Source organism: Pseudomonas frederiksbergensis, from assembly GCF_003732275.1.
Classification (GTDB): Bacteria; Pseudomonadota; Gammaproteobacteria; order Pseudomonadales; family Pseudomonadaceae; genus Aquipseudomonas; species Aquipseudomonas frederiksbergensis_H.
Window position 1 is genome coordinate 316,690 of sequence record NZ_MOBM01000012.1, and the last position, 15,096, is coordinate 331,785.

13 protein-coding genes, 4 tRNA genes and 1 pseudogene are annotated in these 15,096 nt (G+C 58.9%); 6 read left to right on the forward strand and 12 right to left on the reverse strand.

What is annotated here, in order from left to right:
- Nucleotides 1–8 precede the first annotated feature (8 nt).
- From BK662_RS09475 to BK662_RS09485, 3 genes are read right to left on the reverse strand one after another with little or no spacing between them, the layout of a single operon-like run.
- Nucleotides 9–1,343, reverse strand: a complete 1,335-nt coding sequence (locus BK662_RS09475) for a DUF8689 domain-containing protein (protein ID WP_123357844.1) — start codon at nt 1,341–1,343, stop codon at nt 9–11.
- A 2-nt stretch (nt 1,344–1,345) separates the two neighbouring features.
- Complete coding sequence (locus BK662_RS09480; protein ID WP_123357845.1) at nt 1,346–1,876, reverse strand: A24 family peptidase; 531 nt, start codon at nt 1,874–1,876, stop codon at nt 1,346–1,348.
- 28 nt (nt 1,877–1,904) lie between these two features.
- Nucleotides 1,905–2,102 (reverse strand): Flp family type IVb pilin, encoded by a 198-nt coding sequence (locus BK662_RS09485; protein WP_123357846.1) that lies wholly within the window; start codon nt 2,100–2,102, stop codon nt 1,905–1,907.
- Between the two features lie 410 nt (nt 2,103–2,512).
- Here BK662_RS09485 and BK662_RS09490 point away from each other — a divergent pair, with 410 nt between their 5' ends.
- Nucleotides 2,513–3,379, forward strand: coding sequence for an AraC family transcriptional regulator (locus BK662_RS09490; protein WP_123357847.1), 867 nt, complete (start codon nt 2,513–2,515; stop codon nt 3,377–3,379).
- A gap of 58 nt (nt 3,380–3,437) precedes the next feature.
- Here the strand turns inward: BK662_RS09490 and BK662_RS09495 are convergent.
- The 4 genes from BK662_RS09495 to BK662_RS09510 form a co-directional block, all read right to left on the reverse strand.
- Nucleotides 3,438–3,513, reverse strand: a tRNA-Gly gene (locus BK662_RS09495).
- Between the two features lie 3 nt (nt 3,514–3,516).
- Nucleotides 3,517–3,592: transfer RNA gene (locus BK662_RS09500), tRNA-Glu, on the reverse strand.
- Nucleotides 3,593–3,696: 104 nt separating this feature from the next.
- Nucleotides 3,697–3,772: transfer RNA gene (locus BK662_RS09505), tRNA-Gly, on the reverse strand.
- 2 nt (nt 3,773–3,774) lie between these two features.
- Nucleotides 3,775–3,850, reverse strand: a tRNA-Glu gene (locus BK662_RS09510).
- A 395-nt stretch (nt 3,851–4,245) separates the two neighbouring features.
- Between BK662_RS09510 and BK662_RS09515 the strand changes: the two genes are divergently transcribed.
- Nucleotides 4,246–5,004, forward strand: a complete 759-nt coding sequence (locus BK662_RS09515; protein ID WP_185047098.1) for a hypothetical protein — start codon at nt 4,246–4,248, stop codon at nt 5,002–5,004.
- A gap of 111 nt (nt 5,005–5,115) precedes the next feature.
- Here BK662_RS09515 and BK662_RS35800 read toward each other — a convergent pair whose 3' ends face one another.
- The 4 genes and pseudogenes from BK662_RS35800 to BK662_RS09530 form a co-directional block, all read right to left on the reverse strand.
- A complete protein-coding gene (locus BK662_RS35800) occupies nt 5,116–5,997 on the reverse strand; it encodes a methyl-accepting chemotaxis protein (protein WP_375538988.1) in 882 nt (293 codons plus the stop codon).
- 27 nt (nt 5,998–6,024) lie between these two features.
- Nucleotides 6,025–7,080 (reverse strand): annotated as a pseudogene (locus BK662_RS35805) (methyl-accepting chemotaxis protein); the annotation flags it as partial.
- Between the two features lie 177 nt (nt 7,081–7,257).
- A complete protein-coding gene (locus BK662_RS09525; RefSeq protein WP_123357850.1) occupies nt 7,258–8,634 on the reverse strand; it encodes an aminotransferase-like domain-containing protein in 1,377 nt (458 codons plus the stop codon).
- 284 nt (nt 8,635–8,918) lie between these two features.
- Complete coding sequence (locus BK662_RS09530) at nt 8,919–9,680, reverse strand: SDR family oxidoreductase (RefSeq protein WP_123357851.1); 762 nt, start codon at nt 9,678–9,680, stop codon at nt 8,919–8,921.
- A gap of 235 nt (nt 9,681–9,915) precedes the next feature.
- On the opposite strand from BK662_RS09530, the gene BK662_RS09535 reads away from it, so the two are divergent.
- On the forward strand, nt 9,916–10,920 hold the full coding sequence (locus BK662_RS09535) for an NADP-dependent oxidoreductase (RefSeq protein ID WP_123357852.1): 1,005 nt from the start codon (nt 9,916–9,918) through the stop codon (nt 10,918–10,920).
- A gap of 136 nt (nt 10,921–11,056) precedes the next feature.
- Here BK662_RS09535 and pyrF read toward each other — a convergent pair whose 3' ends face one another.
- Entirely contained in the window at nt 11,057–11,755 is a 699-nt protein-coding gene (pyrF, locus tag BK662_RS09540; RefSeq protein WP_185047099.1) for an orotidine-5'-phosphate decarboxylase, read from the reverse strand.
- Between the two features lie 292 nt (nt 11,756–12,047).
- On the opposite strand from pyrF, the gene BK662_RS09545 reads away from it, so the two are divergent.
- The 3 genes from BK662_RS09545 to xopAW all read left to right on the forward strand — a co-directional run bounded on the left by BK662_RS09545 (nt 12,048) and on the right by xopAW (nt 14,935).
- A complete protein-coding gene (locus tag BK662_RS09545) occupies nt 12,048–12,806 on the forward strand; it encodes a response regulator (protein ID WP_123357854.1) in 759 nt (252 codons plus the stop codon).
- Nucleotides 12,806–13,855 (forward strand): sensor histidine kinase, encoded by a 1,050-nt coding sequence (locus tag BK662_RS09550; RefSeq protein WP_123357855.1) that lies wholly within the window; start codon nt 12,806–12,808, stop codon nt 13,853–13,855. Before BK662_RS09545 ends, BK662_RS09550 begins: the two co-directional genes overlap by 1 nt.
- A gap of 234 nt (nt 13,856–14,089) precedes the next feature.
- Nucleotides 14,090–14,935 carry a XopAW family type III secretion system calcium-binding effector gene (gene xopAW, locus BK662_RS09555; protein WP_123357856.1) on the forward strand — a complete coding sequence of 282 codons (846 nt, stop codon included), beginning with the start codon at nt 14,090–14,092 and terminating at the stop codon, nt 14,933–14,935.
- Nucleotides 14,936–15,096 lie beyond the last annotated feature (161 nt).

The window sequence follows — 15,096 nt, forward strand, 5'->3', positions numbered from 1 at the left end:
TCTCCGAATCAAAGAAAGTCGAGCTGGACGAAATAGTTGTGCCAGGCCCATTCCAATTCTTGCGGTGACAGGGGTCCGGAACCGCCCATATAACGCTGACGGTCAAGCGCCATGTTCAGGAGATCGCGGGGATGGCAAGGCACCAGGGGCATGCCTTCACTTGCATAAAGCCTCTGGAGTACATAACGCAGCAGCAGCGGGTCAAAAGGAATGCCCAGACGCTCGCTTTCCTGACGCCAGATCTTTTCGTATTCCTCGGGCTTCAGGTAACCGAACTGCAGCTTGTAGCCAATCCGGCGGAGGAAGGCCTCATCGGCCAGTTCCAGAGGATTGAGGTTGGTGGAGAACACCAGAATCAGATCGAACGGCAGCTCGCAATGCCGACCGCCGCCCAGGTTGAGGAAATCGCGTTTCTCTTCCATGGGTACGATCCAGCGGTTCAACAGTTCGGCGGGGGCCATGCGCTGGCGCCCCATGTCGTCGATGATGAACAGGCCGTTACTGGCCTTGAGTTGCAAGGCAGCCTGGTACTGACGGGTGAAGGGGTCATAGCGAACGTCCAGCTGTTCCATGCTCAGCTCGCCGCCCGTGATAACGATCGGGCGTTTGCAACACAGCAGTCGACGGTCGATCCCTTCGTTGAGCATCAGATTGTTCTGTTGACTGCTTTCATCGAGCCGCTGATGTACCTGCGGATCGTAGATCTCTATCACCGACTCGTTGATCACGATGGCATGAGGTACCCAGATGGCCTCGGCGAACAGACGAATCAGCCGACTGCTGACATAAGTCTTGCCGGTACCCGCCGGGCCATAAATCATGATCGCGCGCCCGGAGTTCAGTGCCACACCCAACTGATCGAGCATCCCCTCGGTAAGCACTACACCAGCAAGGGCGTTGCGCATATCGTTGGCGTTGATGCGACCATGGTGAATGGTCTGCAATTTGATCAGGGAGCGGTAAGTACTCACCGGGAAAGGTGCAGCGCCGATGTAGCCACTGCGCGACAGCGCATCGCGGGCGGCACTGCGACCGCGTTCAGTCAGGCCATAACGCAGCATTTGCCCACTCGTGGTTTGCGGCCCCATCTGACCAAGCACTTCGACACGGCCATCCTTGCGCAAAAACGCCAGGACTTCTTCAAGTACAGCGCCGGTCAGTGCCAGGCGCTCCACCAGACGCGACATGTCCAGCACGCCGGCGTCATATAAATGTTTGCAAACCAACTCGCCGAGAAAACTGTCTGTCAGACCTGTTTCGCGGATTGTGCACGGCTGAGGAGCCAGTCGTTGCACCGCTTCCCGCTCATTGGGGAAGGCATCAGTATCAACCATGACGTGCATGACTAATCTCCCAACCCACTGGCAATGAGTTGCCAGTAGATGCTGCCCAGAGTGCCGAGCAAGATTGCAATAGCGTAAGGAAAGGGCTTTCCGGCAGCCTCGTCCGCACTCGGCGCCAAGTAGGCCCGAGCCTTCAGAATCAGCCAATAACGCCCCAGGGTTTGCAACATCTGACCGTGCACCAGTACGATCAGAAAACCGCACAGACCGCCAAATACCAGACTGTATAGAGCGGCCCACACTGCGTAATGAACCGGTAGGAAGCTGCCAACCATGGCCATCAACTTGACGTCGCCGGCGGCCATGCCACCCACAGCATGCATGGGCAGAAACAGCGCAAAACAGATCAGGACGCTTAACAGGCTGTCACCCAACCCGCTTATTCCACCTGAATAAGCCTGGCCGGCTAATCCCAGAGCCAGGCCCACCAGGATCAGCAGGTTGGGAATGCGGTGGCGACGAATATCGCTCACCACCGCTACGCCCAGCAGCCCTATCAGCAAACCAGTAGCTATCAGCTGCTCCATGGACATTGCAGCATCTCCCTATCGGAAATTGTTGTTACGCGCACGCATTACCAGCACCGACGGCATTGCACAGCGCTGTGATTTGGGTATGCACGGCAATTCCGAGATCGGTGAATGCGAGGGCAACAGCCGCCGTAATCAACCCTCCCGCTACCGCATACTCCACAATGGTCAGGCCATCTTCGTCTTTGACGAATTTCACTACCGAAGCCTTGATTGCTTGAATGATCATTTTGCCCACCTCACTCGAATGTTGTTTTTCCGGAAGGCAGTACGTTCTGTGCTGCCTGGATGCAACACTAGTCAGGGGCAAGGCATGTGCGTTAGGAAGATTTTGCACATCACTAGGACTTTTTTGCGGGTGAGCCAAATACGGTTCATTGGCCTTTGAAGACGTATCAAGAGGGGGCAAAACGAGGGCTGGCAGGCAAAGATGATTGCCATTGATTCACAAGCGACGAGCGGTTGATACCGGGTGTGCCAAGCCACGTCAACAAACAGTCGCCCTAGACAGGCTTCAGGCAACCCATAGAGCGAATAGAACTAACTTACGTTTTTCTTATCAGCATTTAGTCTGCAAAGTGATAGCACGTTAGCAATACTACTCACCGAGAACGGCACGAAGAACCGCAGAGTAGAGACATGACGTCCAATTTGACCAAAAGGCCATCGCTACTGTGGTTCGATCTGACCCACGATCGCTCCACAAAGGAACTCATCTCGCAGTTCGAGGGCACCTGCGACTGCAAACTGGCGAAAAACTCCGTGTTGCCCCACGGGGAACAGGCAGACATGATCTGCATCCATTTTGATCGCCCCGACACACCAGGCTTGAGGCTGTTGCTGGAGATCAAACGCACCACCCCCACCATCCCGATCACCATGTTCACCGTGCAGCACTCGGAAGAACTGGCCGTCTGGGCCATGCGTTCCAGTGTCTGGGAATACATGGTGCTCCCGCTCTCGGCCACCGAGAGGAAGCGCTACCTGACGGCTGTGGTGCAGCTGTGCGAGTTGCGCCGAAACATCAACGGCCAGGGCCAGACATCGCTGATCGATCACTCTCCGACCCTGCCGGACAGCATCCGCCTGACCTCGGGGCACCAAAAACACCAGGCGCTGAGCAATATCATGCTGTACATCGATCAGCATTTTCGCGACAGCATCGATCAGAGGGATTTGGCCAAGCGCTGCGGCATGACGACCTTTCGCTTCAGCCGCCTGTTCAAGGAAGCCAATGGCGTTGGCTTCACCGATTACATCCTGGACAAGCGCATGAGCTTCGCCAAGCAACTGCTCGACAATAGCCAGATGCCTATTACCAGCATCGGCTATGAGGCTGGCTTCAAGGACCCGTCCTACTTCGCTCGCGCCTTCAAGCAGTTCGTCAACTGCACGCCCAGCGAATACCGTTTGACCTGCCAACTCAGAGCGGTAGCAGCACAACCGGCGCTCGAGGATACAACCGCTGAAGCGCTCGAAAACCTGGTGCAGAGCCTCGGAAGTTGAGGCAGGTTTTCTACGCGCATAAAAAAACGCCGCTCAATGAGCGGCGTTTTTTTGAATTTGGAGCGGGAAACGAGACTCGAACTCGCGACCCCGACCTTGGCAAGGTCGTGCTCTACCAACTGAGCTATTCCCGCAAATGGCGTCCCCTAGGGGACTCGAACCCCTGTTACCGCCGTGAAAGGGCGGTGTCCTAGGCCACTAGACGAAGGGGACACGCTGCCCGGAACACATGGTGTGTGTTTCGGTGCCCAGATCCGCATCCGAAGATTTGGTTCTGGTTTCACTCAGCCCTGCCCGAAAGCAAAGCCGTTTAAAACTGGAGCGGGAAACGAGACTCGAACTCGCGACCCCGACCTTGGCAAGGTCGTGCTCTACCAACTGAGCTATTCCCGCATTGGCGTCCCCTAGGGGACTCGAACCCCTGTTACCGCCGTGAAAGGGCGGTGTCCTAGGCCACTAGACGAAGGGGACACACGTACAACATTCACTCCCTACCGCGTTTCGCTGTGTGCTTTACGCTGTAAGTGGCGCGCATTCTATGGATGGATTGAGGGGTCGTCAACCCCCAGATATAAATTTATTTAAATCAATGACTTCGCCCTGCTTTCAGCAGCGTTTCAGGCTTTTCCGTCGACTAACCTTTGGCGCCTATATTCTGGCATCCAGCAAGGCGCTATAGTCCGTGCCGAGATGATGGCAATGTGATCTCGTACGCTATTTACTTATATATGCAGCGTTACGGCCGATATAAGCAGAGCCATAGCCGATTCAACTCGTCGAGCGGCCCTAGGCGCCCAAATGCCAAGCTACTACACTCGACTCGCACGCGAACCCTAATAAAAGAGGTCTTACCGGTGACACCACTCATGATCACCCTGCTAGTCGTAGCCGGGATCGCACTATTGATCGCCATTGGCTACATGAACCATGTGGTGGAGAACAATAAGCTGGAAAAGGCCCGCACCAAGGTTGAACTCAATGACCGCCTGCGTCGCTGCGGCGAAATCACCGAGACTTTCCCCGGTCAATTGATGACGCCAACGCTCAAGCTGCTGTTGACCCGTCTGGAATTGAACGTCTGCCAGCGCTTGCTGAACCTGGAAAAAACCAACGCCACGTTGAAGGCACGGATTAGCGAGCTGAGTGCCTTGGTCGCCCAGGGCGAATCGATCCCGGTCAACAACCCGCCGGCACCGATCCAGACCGAAGCCAAAGCCAAAGACGTGCGCTTCCTGCTCGAAGCCCTGCATGGCCAGATCACACGCGCGGCACAGGACGGTTTCCTGCCGACCAACGAAGCCAAGCGCTGGATCCGCGAAGTCCGTCACACCCTGGTCCTGCTGCACATCGAATTCTTCAACAACCTGGGCCAGCACTCTCTGCAACAGAACCAGCCCGGCCAGGCCCGCCTCGCCTTTGAACGCGGTGTGCAATACCTGCGCAAACAACAGGAACCGCAGGTTTACGCTGAACAGCTGGAATACCTGGAGAAACTCCTGGCCCGCGCCAACGCCCAGGTCATGGACAAGATCGCTCCGGTTGAAGGCGAGGTGAACCAACTGACCGAAGGCCTCAAAGACGTCGAGGCTGACGCCGACTGGAAGAAAAAAGCGCTCTACGACTGATCATGCAAATGCTGAAAAGCCACCGGGTCAGGTGGCTTTTTTTTGCATGGGAATTGATGGATAGGTGAGTACGTCCAGCCGTCAAGATCAAACAATCGCCTTCGGCAACTCCTACAGCCTGAAGTGCCCCACCATCCCCTTCAACTCAGCCCCCAACTGCGCCAACTCAATACTCGACGCCGCATTGCCCCGCATCGCCAACGACGACTGATCCGCACTGGCGCGAATACTGGTGACACTGCGATTGATCTCCTCGGCCACTGAACTCTGCTCTTCGGCAGCCGCTGCAATCTGCTGGTTCATCTGCTGAATCAACGACACCGCTGCCGCAATGCTCCCCAAGGCGCTCTCGGTCTGCAATGCATCACTCACCGCCAGCTTCACCAACTCGCCGCTGTTCTGAATCTGCTGCACCGACGACTGCGCCGCCGAGCGCAAGGCACTGACCAGCCGTTCGATTTCCTCGGTCGATTGCTGAGTTCGCTTGGCCAGCGCCCGAACCTCATCGGCCACCACCGCAAAGCCCCTGCCCTGCTCGCCAGCCCGCGCCGCCTCGATGGCCGCATTGAGCGCCAACAGATTGGTCTGCTCGGCGACGCTCTTGATCACGCTGAGCACCGTGCCAATGTTCTGGATTTCCGCACTGAGGCTTTCGATGCTGGAGCTGGCCGAGGTGGCCGAGTCCGCCAATTGTTCGATCCGCGCCATGCTCTGACGCACCACCTGCTGACCACTTTCGACTTTGCCGTCGGCAGTCTGCGCCGCCTGGGCAGCTTCCTCCGCGTTACGAGCGACGTCGTGTACCGTGGCGGTCATCTGATTCATCGCGGTGGCGACCTGGTCGGTTTCTTCCTTTTGGCTGCTGACTTCAAGGTTGGTCTGCTCGGTCACCGCCGACAGCGACTGTGCTGAGCTTGCCAACTGTTCGATACCGGCCTGCAAACCACTGACGATACTGCTGAGCCCCGCCCCCATTTGCTGCATGGCTTGCATCAACTGGCCGATCTCGTCACGGCGAGTCACTTCAATCGTCGCACTCAAATCACCCGCCGCAATCTGCTGAGCGACACGAATCACACTGCGCAGCGGCGCGACGATCAACCGAGTGATCACCCACGCAGCAATCAGCCCCACCAGCAAGGCCAGCGCCGAGGAGCCGATGATCAACAGCGAATTCTTTTTCAGCTCTGCCTGCATCGACTGGTCTTCGGCAACGTAGGCCTGATCCACCCGCTCCACCACTTGAGCGGCGCGCTGGTGAAGTTGCTCGTAGACAGTCTTTTCCTGTGCCAATAGACCGGTGTATTCGGCAAGTTTTTCACTGAAACCGGCGATGTGACCGGCCACTTCGTTGAGGACAGTCTGGTAACCCTCATCCTTGATGGTGGTTTTCAGTTGCTCGGCCTGGGTCAGTGCCTGATCGGCTTGCTCAATCTTGCCCTGCCCGCCGCTGTCGTCGCCCTTGCGGCTCTGGTCCATGCGTACGCGCGCTTCGTTCATGGCCTGCAACATCAGCTGCGATACCTGACTGACCTGATTGGCCTGCTCGATGAATTGCGCGCCGTCCTTGCCCTCGGACTCCTTCAAGGTATAAGCACCATCGTCGGCGAGCCCGGCCTGTAGCACATCCAGGTTATTGGCCACGCTGGACACCGACCAACTGGCCATTTCCAGCGCCAGGTCCTTGGCCTGACTCAGCGAGACGAACTCGTCAAAAGCCTTGCGATAGGCCCCCAGAGATTGCTCGACGTCATTCATGACCGCCACGTTGGCCGCTGACTGGGCCTTGAGCTGGGTGGCCAGGGCGATCAGAGCGTCCACCCCGGCGCGCAAGGCGTCCGCGGTTTTCGGGTCGCCGTGCAAAGCGTATTCCTGTTCGAGCAGGCGAACCTTGAGCAAACCACTGTTGAGCGACGACATCTGCTTGAGCCCGTCGAAGCGTTGACTGATGGTTTGCAGGGACCATACGCCGATAGCCGCCACCAGGGCTGTCAACAGCAGCACCAGTACAAACCCGACACCCAGTTTTTTCGCCATACCGAGGTTGGCAAAACGTCCTTGCACGGCCGAAATCATTGCGCTTAGTCCCCTGCCATTGTCTGTTGATGCAGATTCGCAACGGGCTTGTGCCAACACAAGTCTCTGGCGTTGGAATAATGGCAAAAAGCTACGCCCGCGTCGCTTTCAGAACGCTTGAGGTCGATCCCCAGGGTCTGTTGACGTTCGCATCGCAATGCGATTCGTCACCAAACGTCAACAGACCCTGGCGGTGGCCTGAAAAAATGCCCGGGCGCGCGGATCACAGGCATAGGCAACGTTGATCCGCTGCCAGTCATGAGTCTGGCCGGTCGGACTGAATGCCGTTGGGCAAGACAGCACGATACCGAAACGTCGCACCTGAGCGCGCACCTGAGCGTAGTCAGACTTGCGCGATCGCGCCCAGATAAACAGGCCGCCCGCCGGTTTGCCGAAAACCTCCCACTCCGCGTCTTCGAGCACCTGCAAGGCCGCTTCCCTGCCAGTGCTTAAACGCTGACGCTGACGCTGCACCAATTTTCGATAGGCACCACTGGCCAACAGACAAGCCAGCACCGACTCGCTAAACCGTGAAGCGCCCATGCTGCTGATCATCTTGACCTCTGCCAGTCGCGAAATTACATCGGCACTGGCCACTACAAAGCCGACCCGCAACGAACTGCTGAGGGTTTTGGAGTAACTGCCAACATAGATCACGTTGTCATCGATGCCGAGTGCCGCAAGACGCGTGCCTGGACCGCTGTGCAAATCCGCATAGACGTCGTCTTCGATCACCAGCACGCCATGTTTTCTGGCCAGTTGCAGGACCTGTTGAGCCACCCCCGGGGTCAAACTACTACCGGTGGGGTTGTGATAAAAGCTGTTGATAAACAAGCCACGGGGTTTGTACTTCAACAACAATGCCTCGAGTGCTTCGGTATCGGGTCCGCGAGGGGTTCGCGGTACCTCGATCATGCTGACCCCGTGCAGCCTGAGCAGATCGAACAGCATCGAATAACCGGGACTTTCCACCACCACACAATCGCCCGGCTTGAACAAAGTGCGCACAATCAGATCGAGCCCATGACTGGCCCCCGCCGTGGTCAGGATTCGGCTTTCATCCACCGCAATACCCAGCTGTTTCAGTCGTTTGAGGATCTGCAGGCGCAAGGCTGGCAGGCCCAGCGACGTGCTGTAGTTGAACAACCCGGCCATGTCGGTGCGGCTGACCTGGCGTATGGCGTAGCTCAGGTCGTCAGTCTCGCGCCAGCTTTCAGGTAATCCGCCGCAACCCAGTTTCAGTTCGCCGATGAGATTGCTCTGCTGCTCAACCCCTTCGAACCAGGGAAGGTCCCGTTGCTCCTGAACGGCCAGCACCGTTGCCGCGACAAAGAAACCCGCCCCGTTGCGCGTCGCCAATACGCCTTGAGCCACAAGCCGTTCACAGGCCTCGACGACACTGGACTGACAGAGCAGATTGATTCGCGCGATCTGCCGCACAGAAGGCAAACGCGTCCCCGGCGACACCTCGCCACGACGGAGCCAATCCGCCAATGCGTCGACGATTTGCTGCACGACAGGCACCAATGCCTGTCGATCGATTCTCAACTCCATGAGCAAGCAAACTCCTGTCTGTTTTGCGGGAAACAGTTAATCACAGGAGCGCTCCAGGGGATGTGCGACAACGCCGCCAAAACCCTCAGATCTCATCATTTGAAACACATTGACCGGCGTCTTCAGGGAACTGGCGGCCCTGTGGCGAGGGAGCTTGCTCCCGCTTGAGTGCGCAGCACTCATAAACTTTTGGGGCTGCTGCGCAGCCCAGCGCGAGCAAGCTCGCTCGCCACAGAGGTAAATATGCCTGAAGAGGCAGGTTCCCTGTATCGCAGCCTAAAACTTCAAAACGCCGTAACCCCACCATCCACCGCCAGCGAATGGCCGGTGGTGAATGCCGCGCCGTCGCTGCACAGGTAGAGCACCGCGCTGGCAATTTCTTCGACCTTGCCTATACGCCCGACCGGGTGCATGGCGTTGGCGAACTCGCCCTTCTTCGGGTCCGCTTCATAGGCTCGACGGAACATGTCGGTGTCGATCACCGCCGGGCACACGGCATTCACGCGAATCTTTTTCTTGGCGTATTCGATGGCCGCCGACTTCGTCAGGCCGATCACCGCGTGTTTCGAGGCAGCGTAGATGCTCATCTTCGGCGCAGCGCCCAGGCCGGCGACCGAGGCGGTGTTGACGATCGCGCCGCCGCCCTGGGCCAGCAGCAACGGCAGCTGATACTTCATGCACAGCCAGACGCCTTTGACGTTAACGCCCATGATCGCGTCGAACTCATCGATCGTGCCTTCGGCCAGTTTGCCTTTCTCGATTTCGATACCGGCGTTGTTGAAGGCATAGTCGAGACGGCCGTAGGTATTCACGACCTCGTCCATCAGATTTTTTACCTCGCTTTCCACAGTGACGTTGCAGCGCACGAAGGTCGCGTTCCCCCCCGCGGTGCGAATCAGCGCCACAGTGCCTTCACCACCGGCCGCGTCCAGATCGGCGACCACCACTTTCAAACCTTCGGCGGCGAACGCCAAAGCGGTCGCGCGGCCAATACCATTGGCCGCGCCTGTCACAACGGCGACCTGGCCGGAAAACGTCATGCTCATTGTTATGTCCTCGGAGGGAAGAATGCGGGGGATCGCGTGTTTTCAGTTAGCCACAGCGCTCTGTGACACGGCAGCACTATCAGAAGGCCGGTTGGGCACCCATGAGTTGCAGTGATAGAACTGGCGCCCTGACTATCACTGCACTGGATCGATGTGCATTCGCAGCGTCAGCCAACCTTGCAGCATCGCCCATGAAGGTCTATCAACAAGACTTCATTCATCTTGAGTGCCTGTCATGACTACCCAGACCAATCGCCAGTTCCTGCTCGCCAAACGCCCCGTGGGGGCGGCCACCCGTGAGACGTTCACCTATCAAGAAGTACCGGTCGGCGAACCGGCGGCGGGTCAGATTTTGGTCAAAAATGAATACCTGTCCCTGGACCCGGCCATGCGTGGCTGGATGAACGAGGGCAAGTCCTACATCCCTCCGGTCGGCATTGGCGAAGTCATGCGTGCATTGGGCGTAGGCAAAGTCATCGCTTCGAACAATCCGGGTTTCGCCGTGGGGGACTACGTCAATGGCGCCCTCGGTGTGCAGGATTACTTCCTCGGCGAGCCACGAGGTTTCTATAAAGTCGATCCGACACTGGCACCGCTGCCGCGCTATTTATCTGCGCTGGGCATGACCGGGATGACCGCCTACTTCGCTCTGCTCGATGTCGGCGCACCGAAAGCCGGCGACACCGTGGTGCTGTCGGGCGCGGCCGGTGCAGTGGGCAGCATTGCCGGGCAGATTGCCAAGCTCAAAGGTTGCCGGGTGATCGGCATTGCCGGCGGCGCGGACAAATGCAAGTTTCTGATCGACGAACTGGGTTTTGACGGTGCCATCGACTACAAAAACGAAGACGTGCAGGCCGGCCTCAAGCGCGAATGCCCTACAGGGGTCGACGTGTATTTCGATAACGTCGGCGGCGATATTCTCGATGCCGTGCTGAGCCGCCTGAACATGAAGGCGCGGGTGGTGATTTGCGGCGCCATCAGCCAGTACAACAACAAGGAAGCGGTCAAAGGCCCGGCCAACTACCTGTCGCTGCTGGTCAACCGTGCGCGGATGGAAGGCTTTGTGGTGATGGATTACGCCGCACAGTTCGGCGCTGCCGGGCAGGAAATGGCCGGCTGGATGGCCAAGGGGCAGCTCAAGAGCAAGGAAGACATCGTCGAAGGACTGGAAACATTCCCGGAGACACTGATGAAATTGTTCAGCGGCGAGAATTTCGGGAAGTTGGTGTTGAAGGTTTAACCCATACCCGCAAACAACACTAACCCATGTGGGAGCGAGCCTGCTCGCGATAGCGGTGGATCAGACAACATTTATGTCGACTGACACTCCGCAATCGCGAGCAGGCTCGCTCCCACATTTGATCTTCAGCGTTTGTTTAAGCGAGCTCGGCCACTACGGCCGCCAACGCCTTCGCCGGATCCGCCGCCTGGCTGATCGGACGGCCGATTACCAGGTAATCGGAACCGGCCTCCAGCGCCTGACGCGGAGTCAGGATGCGGCGTTGATCGTCCTGGGCACTGCCCGCCGGACGAATCCCCGGGGTCACCAGCTGCAACGACGGGTGAGCGGTTTTCAGGGCCCGGGCTTCCAGGGCCGAGCAGACCAGACCGTCCATCCCGGCTTTTTCCGCCAGCGCGGCCAGGCGCAGCACCTGCTCCTGTGGCTCGATGTCCAGACCGATACCCGCCAGATCCTCACGCTCCATGCTGGTCAGCACGGTCACGCCGATCAACAACGGTTTCGGGCCGCTGCGCTTATCGAGCACTTCACGGCAGGCGGCCATCATGCGCAGACCGCCGGAGCAATGCACGTTGACCATCCACACGCCCATTTCCGCGGCAGCCTTGACGGCCATGGCGGTGGTGTTCGGAATGTCGTGGAACTTGAGGTCCAGGAACACTTCGAAGCCTTTGTCGCGCAAGGTGCCGACGATTTCCGAAGCGCAACTGGTGAACAGTTCTTTACCGACTTTGACCCGGCACAGCTTCGGGTCCAGTTGATCGGCCAGCTTCAGTGCGGCGTCACGGGTAGGGAAATCCAGGGCGACGATGATAGGCGTCTGGCAGGCGGACATGAGTGGGCTCTCAGGCAAGTCGAAATCGGCGCGCATTGTAGCGGAACCAGCGCCGCTGCGGGACCCGATGATCGGTAATTCGTCGTCGAGGTCAAGACAAGACTAGCTCCTGCGGCAATTGTGTCGAGTTCGATACACACACGACACGCCCACAACACCCTTCAACGCTACCCTCGGCAGCCGCAACAGGTCCTACAGCACTTCCCGCCTCACGGCCGGACGCCTATGCTGAAGCCACAACCTCGCAGCCTATCTTTGTGGTTGGCAGCCTATCTGGCAGATGAACGCACGCATGCACAACTCCCCAGCACCTCTGAACGACGATCAAAAAGCGCCGGCCGACGATAAACGCTGGAGCATTCGCGCCCTGATCGTAGACGATGACGTCCCGATCCGTGAACTGATGATCGACTACCTGGCCCGGTTCAGTATCCACGCCAGCGGTGTCACCGATGGCGCCGCCATGCGTCAGGCGCTGCAAGCCGAGCATTTCGACGTGGTGGTGCTCGACCTCATGCTGCCGGGCGAAGACGGTTTGTCGCTGTGCCGCTGGTTGCGCGCCGAATCGGACATCCCGATCCTGATGCTCACCGCCCGCTGCGAACCCACCGACCGGATCATCGGCCTGGAACTGGGCGCCGACGACTACATGGCCAAGCCATTCGAGCCGCGGGAACTGGTCGCGCGGATTCAGACCATTCTGCGTCGGGTACGCGACGACCGCACCGAACAGCGTGCGAATATTCGCTTCGATAACTGGCGCCTCAACAGCGTGCTGCGCCAGTTGATCGCCGCCGATGGCCTGGTGGTGCCGTTGTCCAACGCCGAATTCCGTTTGCTCTGGGTGTTCATCGAACGTCCGCGCCGGGTGCTCAGCCGCGAACAGCTGCTGGACGCCGCCCGTGGTCGCTCGATCGAAGCCTTTGATCGCAGCATCGATTTGCTCGTCTCGCGCCTGCGCCAGAAACTCGGCGACGACCCGAAAGCCCCACAACTGATCAAGACCGTTCGCGGCGAGGGTTATCTGTTCGACGCACGAGACATCGGCTGATGCGTGCGCGTTTCGATACGCTGTTCGGCCGCCTGTTTGGCGTGCTGCTGCTGGCGATCGTACTGGCGCATCTGTTAGCGTTTTTCTGGTTCAAACATTACGGGCCACCCCCTCCCCCTCCTCCGTCGGAGTTTTCCGAGCGCTTCGACGGACAACGCCCACCACCGGACCCGCGCTTCGACCACCGGCCACCACGGCCGTGGTTCGGCGGGCCGCTGGTGCCGCTGACCTTTCAGTTTGTCTCGCTGATCATCGCCGCCTGGTACGGCGCCAAGCTGCTGACCCGCCCGATTCAACGCCTGAGCGACGCCGCCGAGCGCCTGAGTGAAAATCTCGACAGCCCACCGCTGGATGAGTCCGGCCCACGAGAAGCGCGGCAAGCGGCCCACACCTTCAATCTGATGCAGCAACGCATTCTTGAACAGATGCAGCAGCGCTCGCGGATGCTTGGCGCGGTGTCCCATGACCTGCGCACGCCGCTGTCGCGACTCAAGCTGCGACTGGAGAAGATCGATGACGACAAGCTGCAAGGCCAGATGCGTCAGGACCTGGACGACATGATCAGCATGCTCGATTCCACCCTCACCTACTTGCACGAACAGCGCACCAGCGAGGCGCCACAATGGATGGACGTGCAGGCGCTGGTGGAATCCCTGAGCGAAAACGCCCAGGACCAGGGCGCCGACGTCCAGGCCAGCGGCCACTGCGCCCCGCTGCAGGTTCAGCCGATGGCCTTGCGCTCGTGCATCAATAACCTGCTCGACAACGCCTTGCGTTATGCCGGGGATGCGCTGATCACGCTCGAAGACAGCCGCGAGGAGCTGGTGATCCGGGTCATCGACCATGGCCCGGGTATCGCGGCGGATAAACGTGAAGCGGTGTTTGAACCGTTCTTTCGCCTGGAAGGTTCGCGTAATCGCAACTCCGGCGGCGTCGGCCTGGGCATGACCATCGCTAGGGAAGCAGCGGAGCGTCTGGGCGGGCAGTTGAGCCTGGAAGAAACCTCCGGTGGTGGTTTAACCGCAGTCATCCGCCTGCCCCGCCTCTAAGCCACACCCCCATCCAATGTGGGAGCGAGCCTGCTCGCGATAGCGGTCTGTCAGCGGAATTGATATTGAATGTACCGCCGTCATCGCGAGCAGGCTCGCTCCCACAGGGTCCGGGCCTGATCAGACAAGTGTGTGTACCCATCGGTACAAACCCCACATACCCACGACAACTCACCCCTTGAGGCTGCATAAGCCGGTGTACTCACCGGTTTCCCATTCCAAGGAGTGAGCACAATGATCGGTAGCGTCAGTAACTACACGAGCTATACCAGCACCAGCAGCACCTCCACCAACAGTGCCCGCAGCCAGCAATTTCAGAAAGAACTGCTCGCCAAACTCGACAGCAACAGCGACGGCGCGGTGGATCAGGACGAGCTCACGAGCGCCCTGTCGCAGAAAACCGACGACGGTCTGCTGGTCAGCCTGAGCAAAAACTTCAGCGACCTGGACAGCGACGAAAGCGGCAGCCTGAGCAGCGAAGAAATGGCCGCGATGGCCACTCCGCCGCCACCGCGTGATGAGGCGCCGAGCACCGAACTGGCCGATGCGCTGATCAGCGCTCTGGACACTGACGGCGACGGCGCCATCAGCAGCGATGAACTGAGCAACGGCCTGACCAGCACCGGCAGCACGGCCGACAGCGCAGAAATCTTCTCGGCCCTGGACAAGAACGAAGACGGCACCGTCAGCCAAGACGAACTCGCCGCCAGCCTGACCCCACCGCCACCACCACCTCAGCAGGTGTCCAGTGAAGAGCTGTTCAGCCAGCTCGATACCGACAGCGACGGCAGTGTCACAGCCACCGAACTGAGCAGTGCCCTGGCCAGCGACAGCACCTCGTCGACCGGTACCGACACCAGCGCCGCATTGCTCAAGATTCTGGATAGCGACAGCAGCGGTGGCGTCAGCAGCGATGAACTGAAAACCGCCCTGCACGCCGGTCGCGAGCAGAACACGGACAGCTCCACCAATCAGTTCAACGTGACCGAAGCCCTGAACAAAATGATCGCCAACCTGAGCAAACAGTACTCGCTCGACAATGTGGCGACCGTGGGCAAATACCTGAACGAGGCGACCTGAGCCAAAAGCTTCGCGGGGCCCTAAGCCCCAACAAAAAAACCAGGGCCGGCGATATTCAACCCGGGCCTGGTTTTTTTGCTCCAGAGACACAGGGTTTGTAGATCCAAAGATCGCAGCCTTCGGCAGCTCCTACGCGGGATTGTGCTCAACCGCGATAGGGC

Coding starts and splice junctions, on each gene's coding strand:
- BK662_RS09480 (WP_123357845.1), bottom strand. CDS start 1,876: ATGTCCATGGAGCAGCTGATAGCTACTGGTTTGCTGATAGGGCTGCTG.
- BK662_RS09515 (WP_185047098.1), top strand. CDS start 4,246: ATGATCACCCTGCTAGTCGTAGCCGGGATCGCACTATTGATCGCCATT.
- BK662_RS09475 (WP_123357844.1), bottom strand. CDS start 1,343: ATGCACGTCATGGTTGATACTGATGCCTTCCCCAATGAGCGGGAAGCG.
- BK662_RS09550 (WP_123357855.1), top strand. CDS start 12,806: ATGCGTGCGCGTTTCGATACGCTGTTCGGCCGCCTGTTTGGCGTGCTG.
- BK662_RS09525 (WP_123357850.1), bottom strand. CDS start 8,634: ATGGAGTTGAGAATCGATCGACAGGCATTGGTGCCTGTCGTGCAGCAA.
- BK662_RS09485 (WP_123357846.1), bottom strand. CDS start 2,102: ATGATCATTCAAGCAATCAAGGCTTCGGTAGTGAAATTCGTCAAAGAC.
- pyrF (WP_185047099.1), bottom strand. CDS start 11,755: ATGTCCGCCTGCCAGACGCCTATCATCGTCGCCCTGGATTTCCCTACC.
- BK662_RS35800 (WP_375538988.1), bottom strand. CDS start 5,997: ATGCAAGCCATGCAGCAAATGGGGGCGGGGCTCAGCAGTATCGTCAGT.
- BK662_RS09535 (WP_123357852.1), top strand. CDS start 9,916: ATGACTACCCAGACCAATCGCCAGTTCCTGCTCGCCAAACGCCCCGTG.
- BK662_RS09545 (WP_123357854.1), top strand. CDS start 12,048: ATGCACAACTCCCCAGCACCTCTGAACGACGATCAAAAAGCGCCGGCC.
- BK662_RS09490 (WP_123357847.1), top strand. CDS start 2,513: ATGACGTCCAATTTGACCAAAAGGCCATCGCTACTGTGGTTCGATCTG.
- xopAW (WP_123357856.1), top strand. CDS start 14,090: ATGATCGGTAGCGTCAGTAACTACACGAGCTATACCAGCACCAGCAGC.
- BK662_RS09530 (WP_123357851.1), bottom strand. CDS start 9,680: ATGAGCATGACGTTTTCCGGCCAGGTCGCCGTTGTGACAGGCGCGGCC.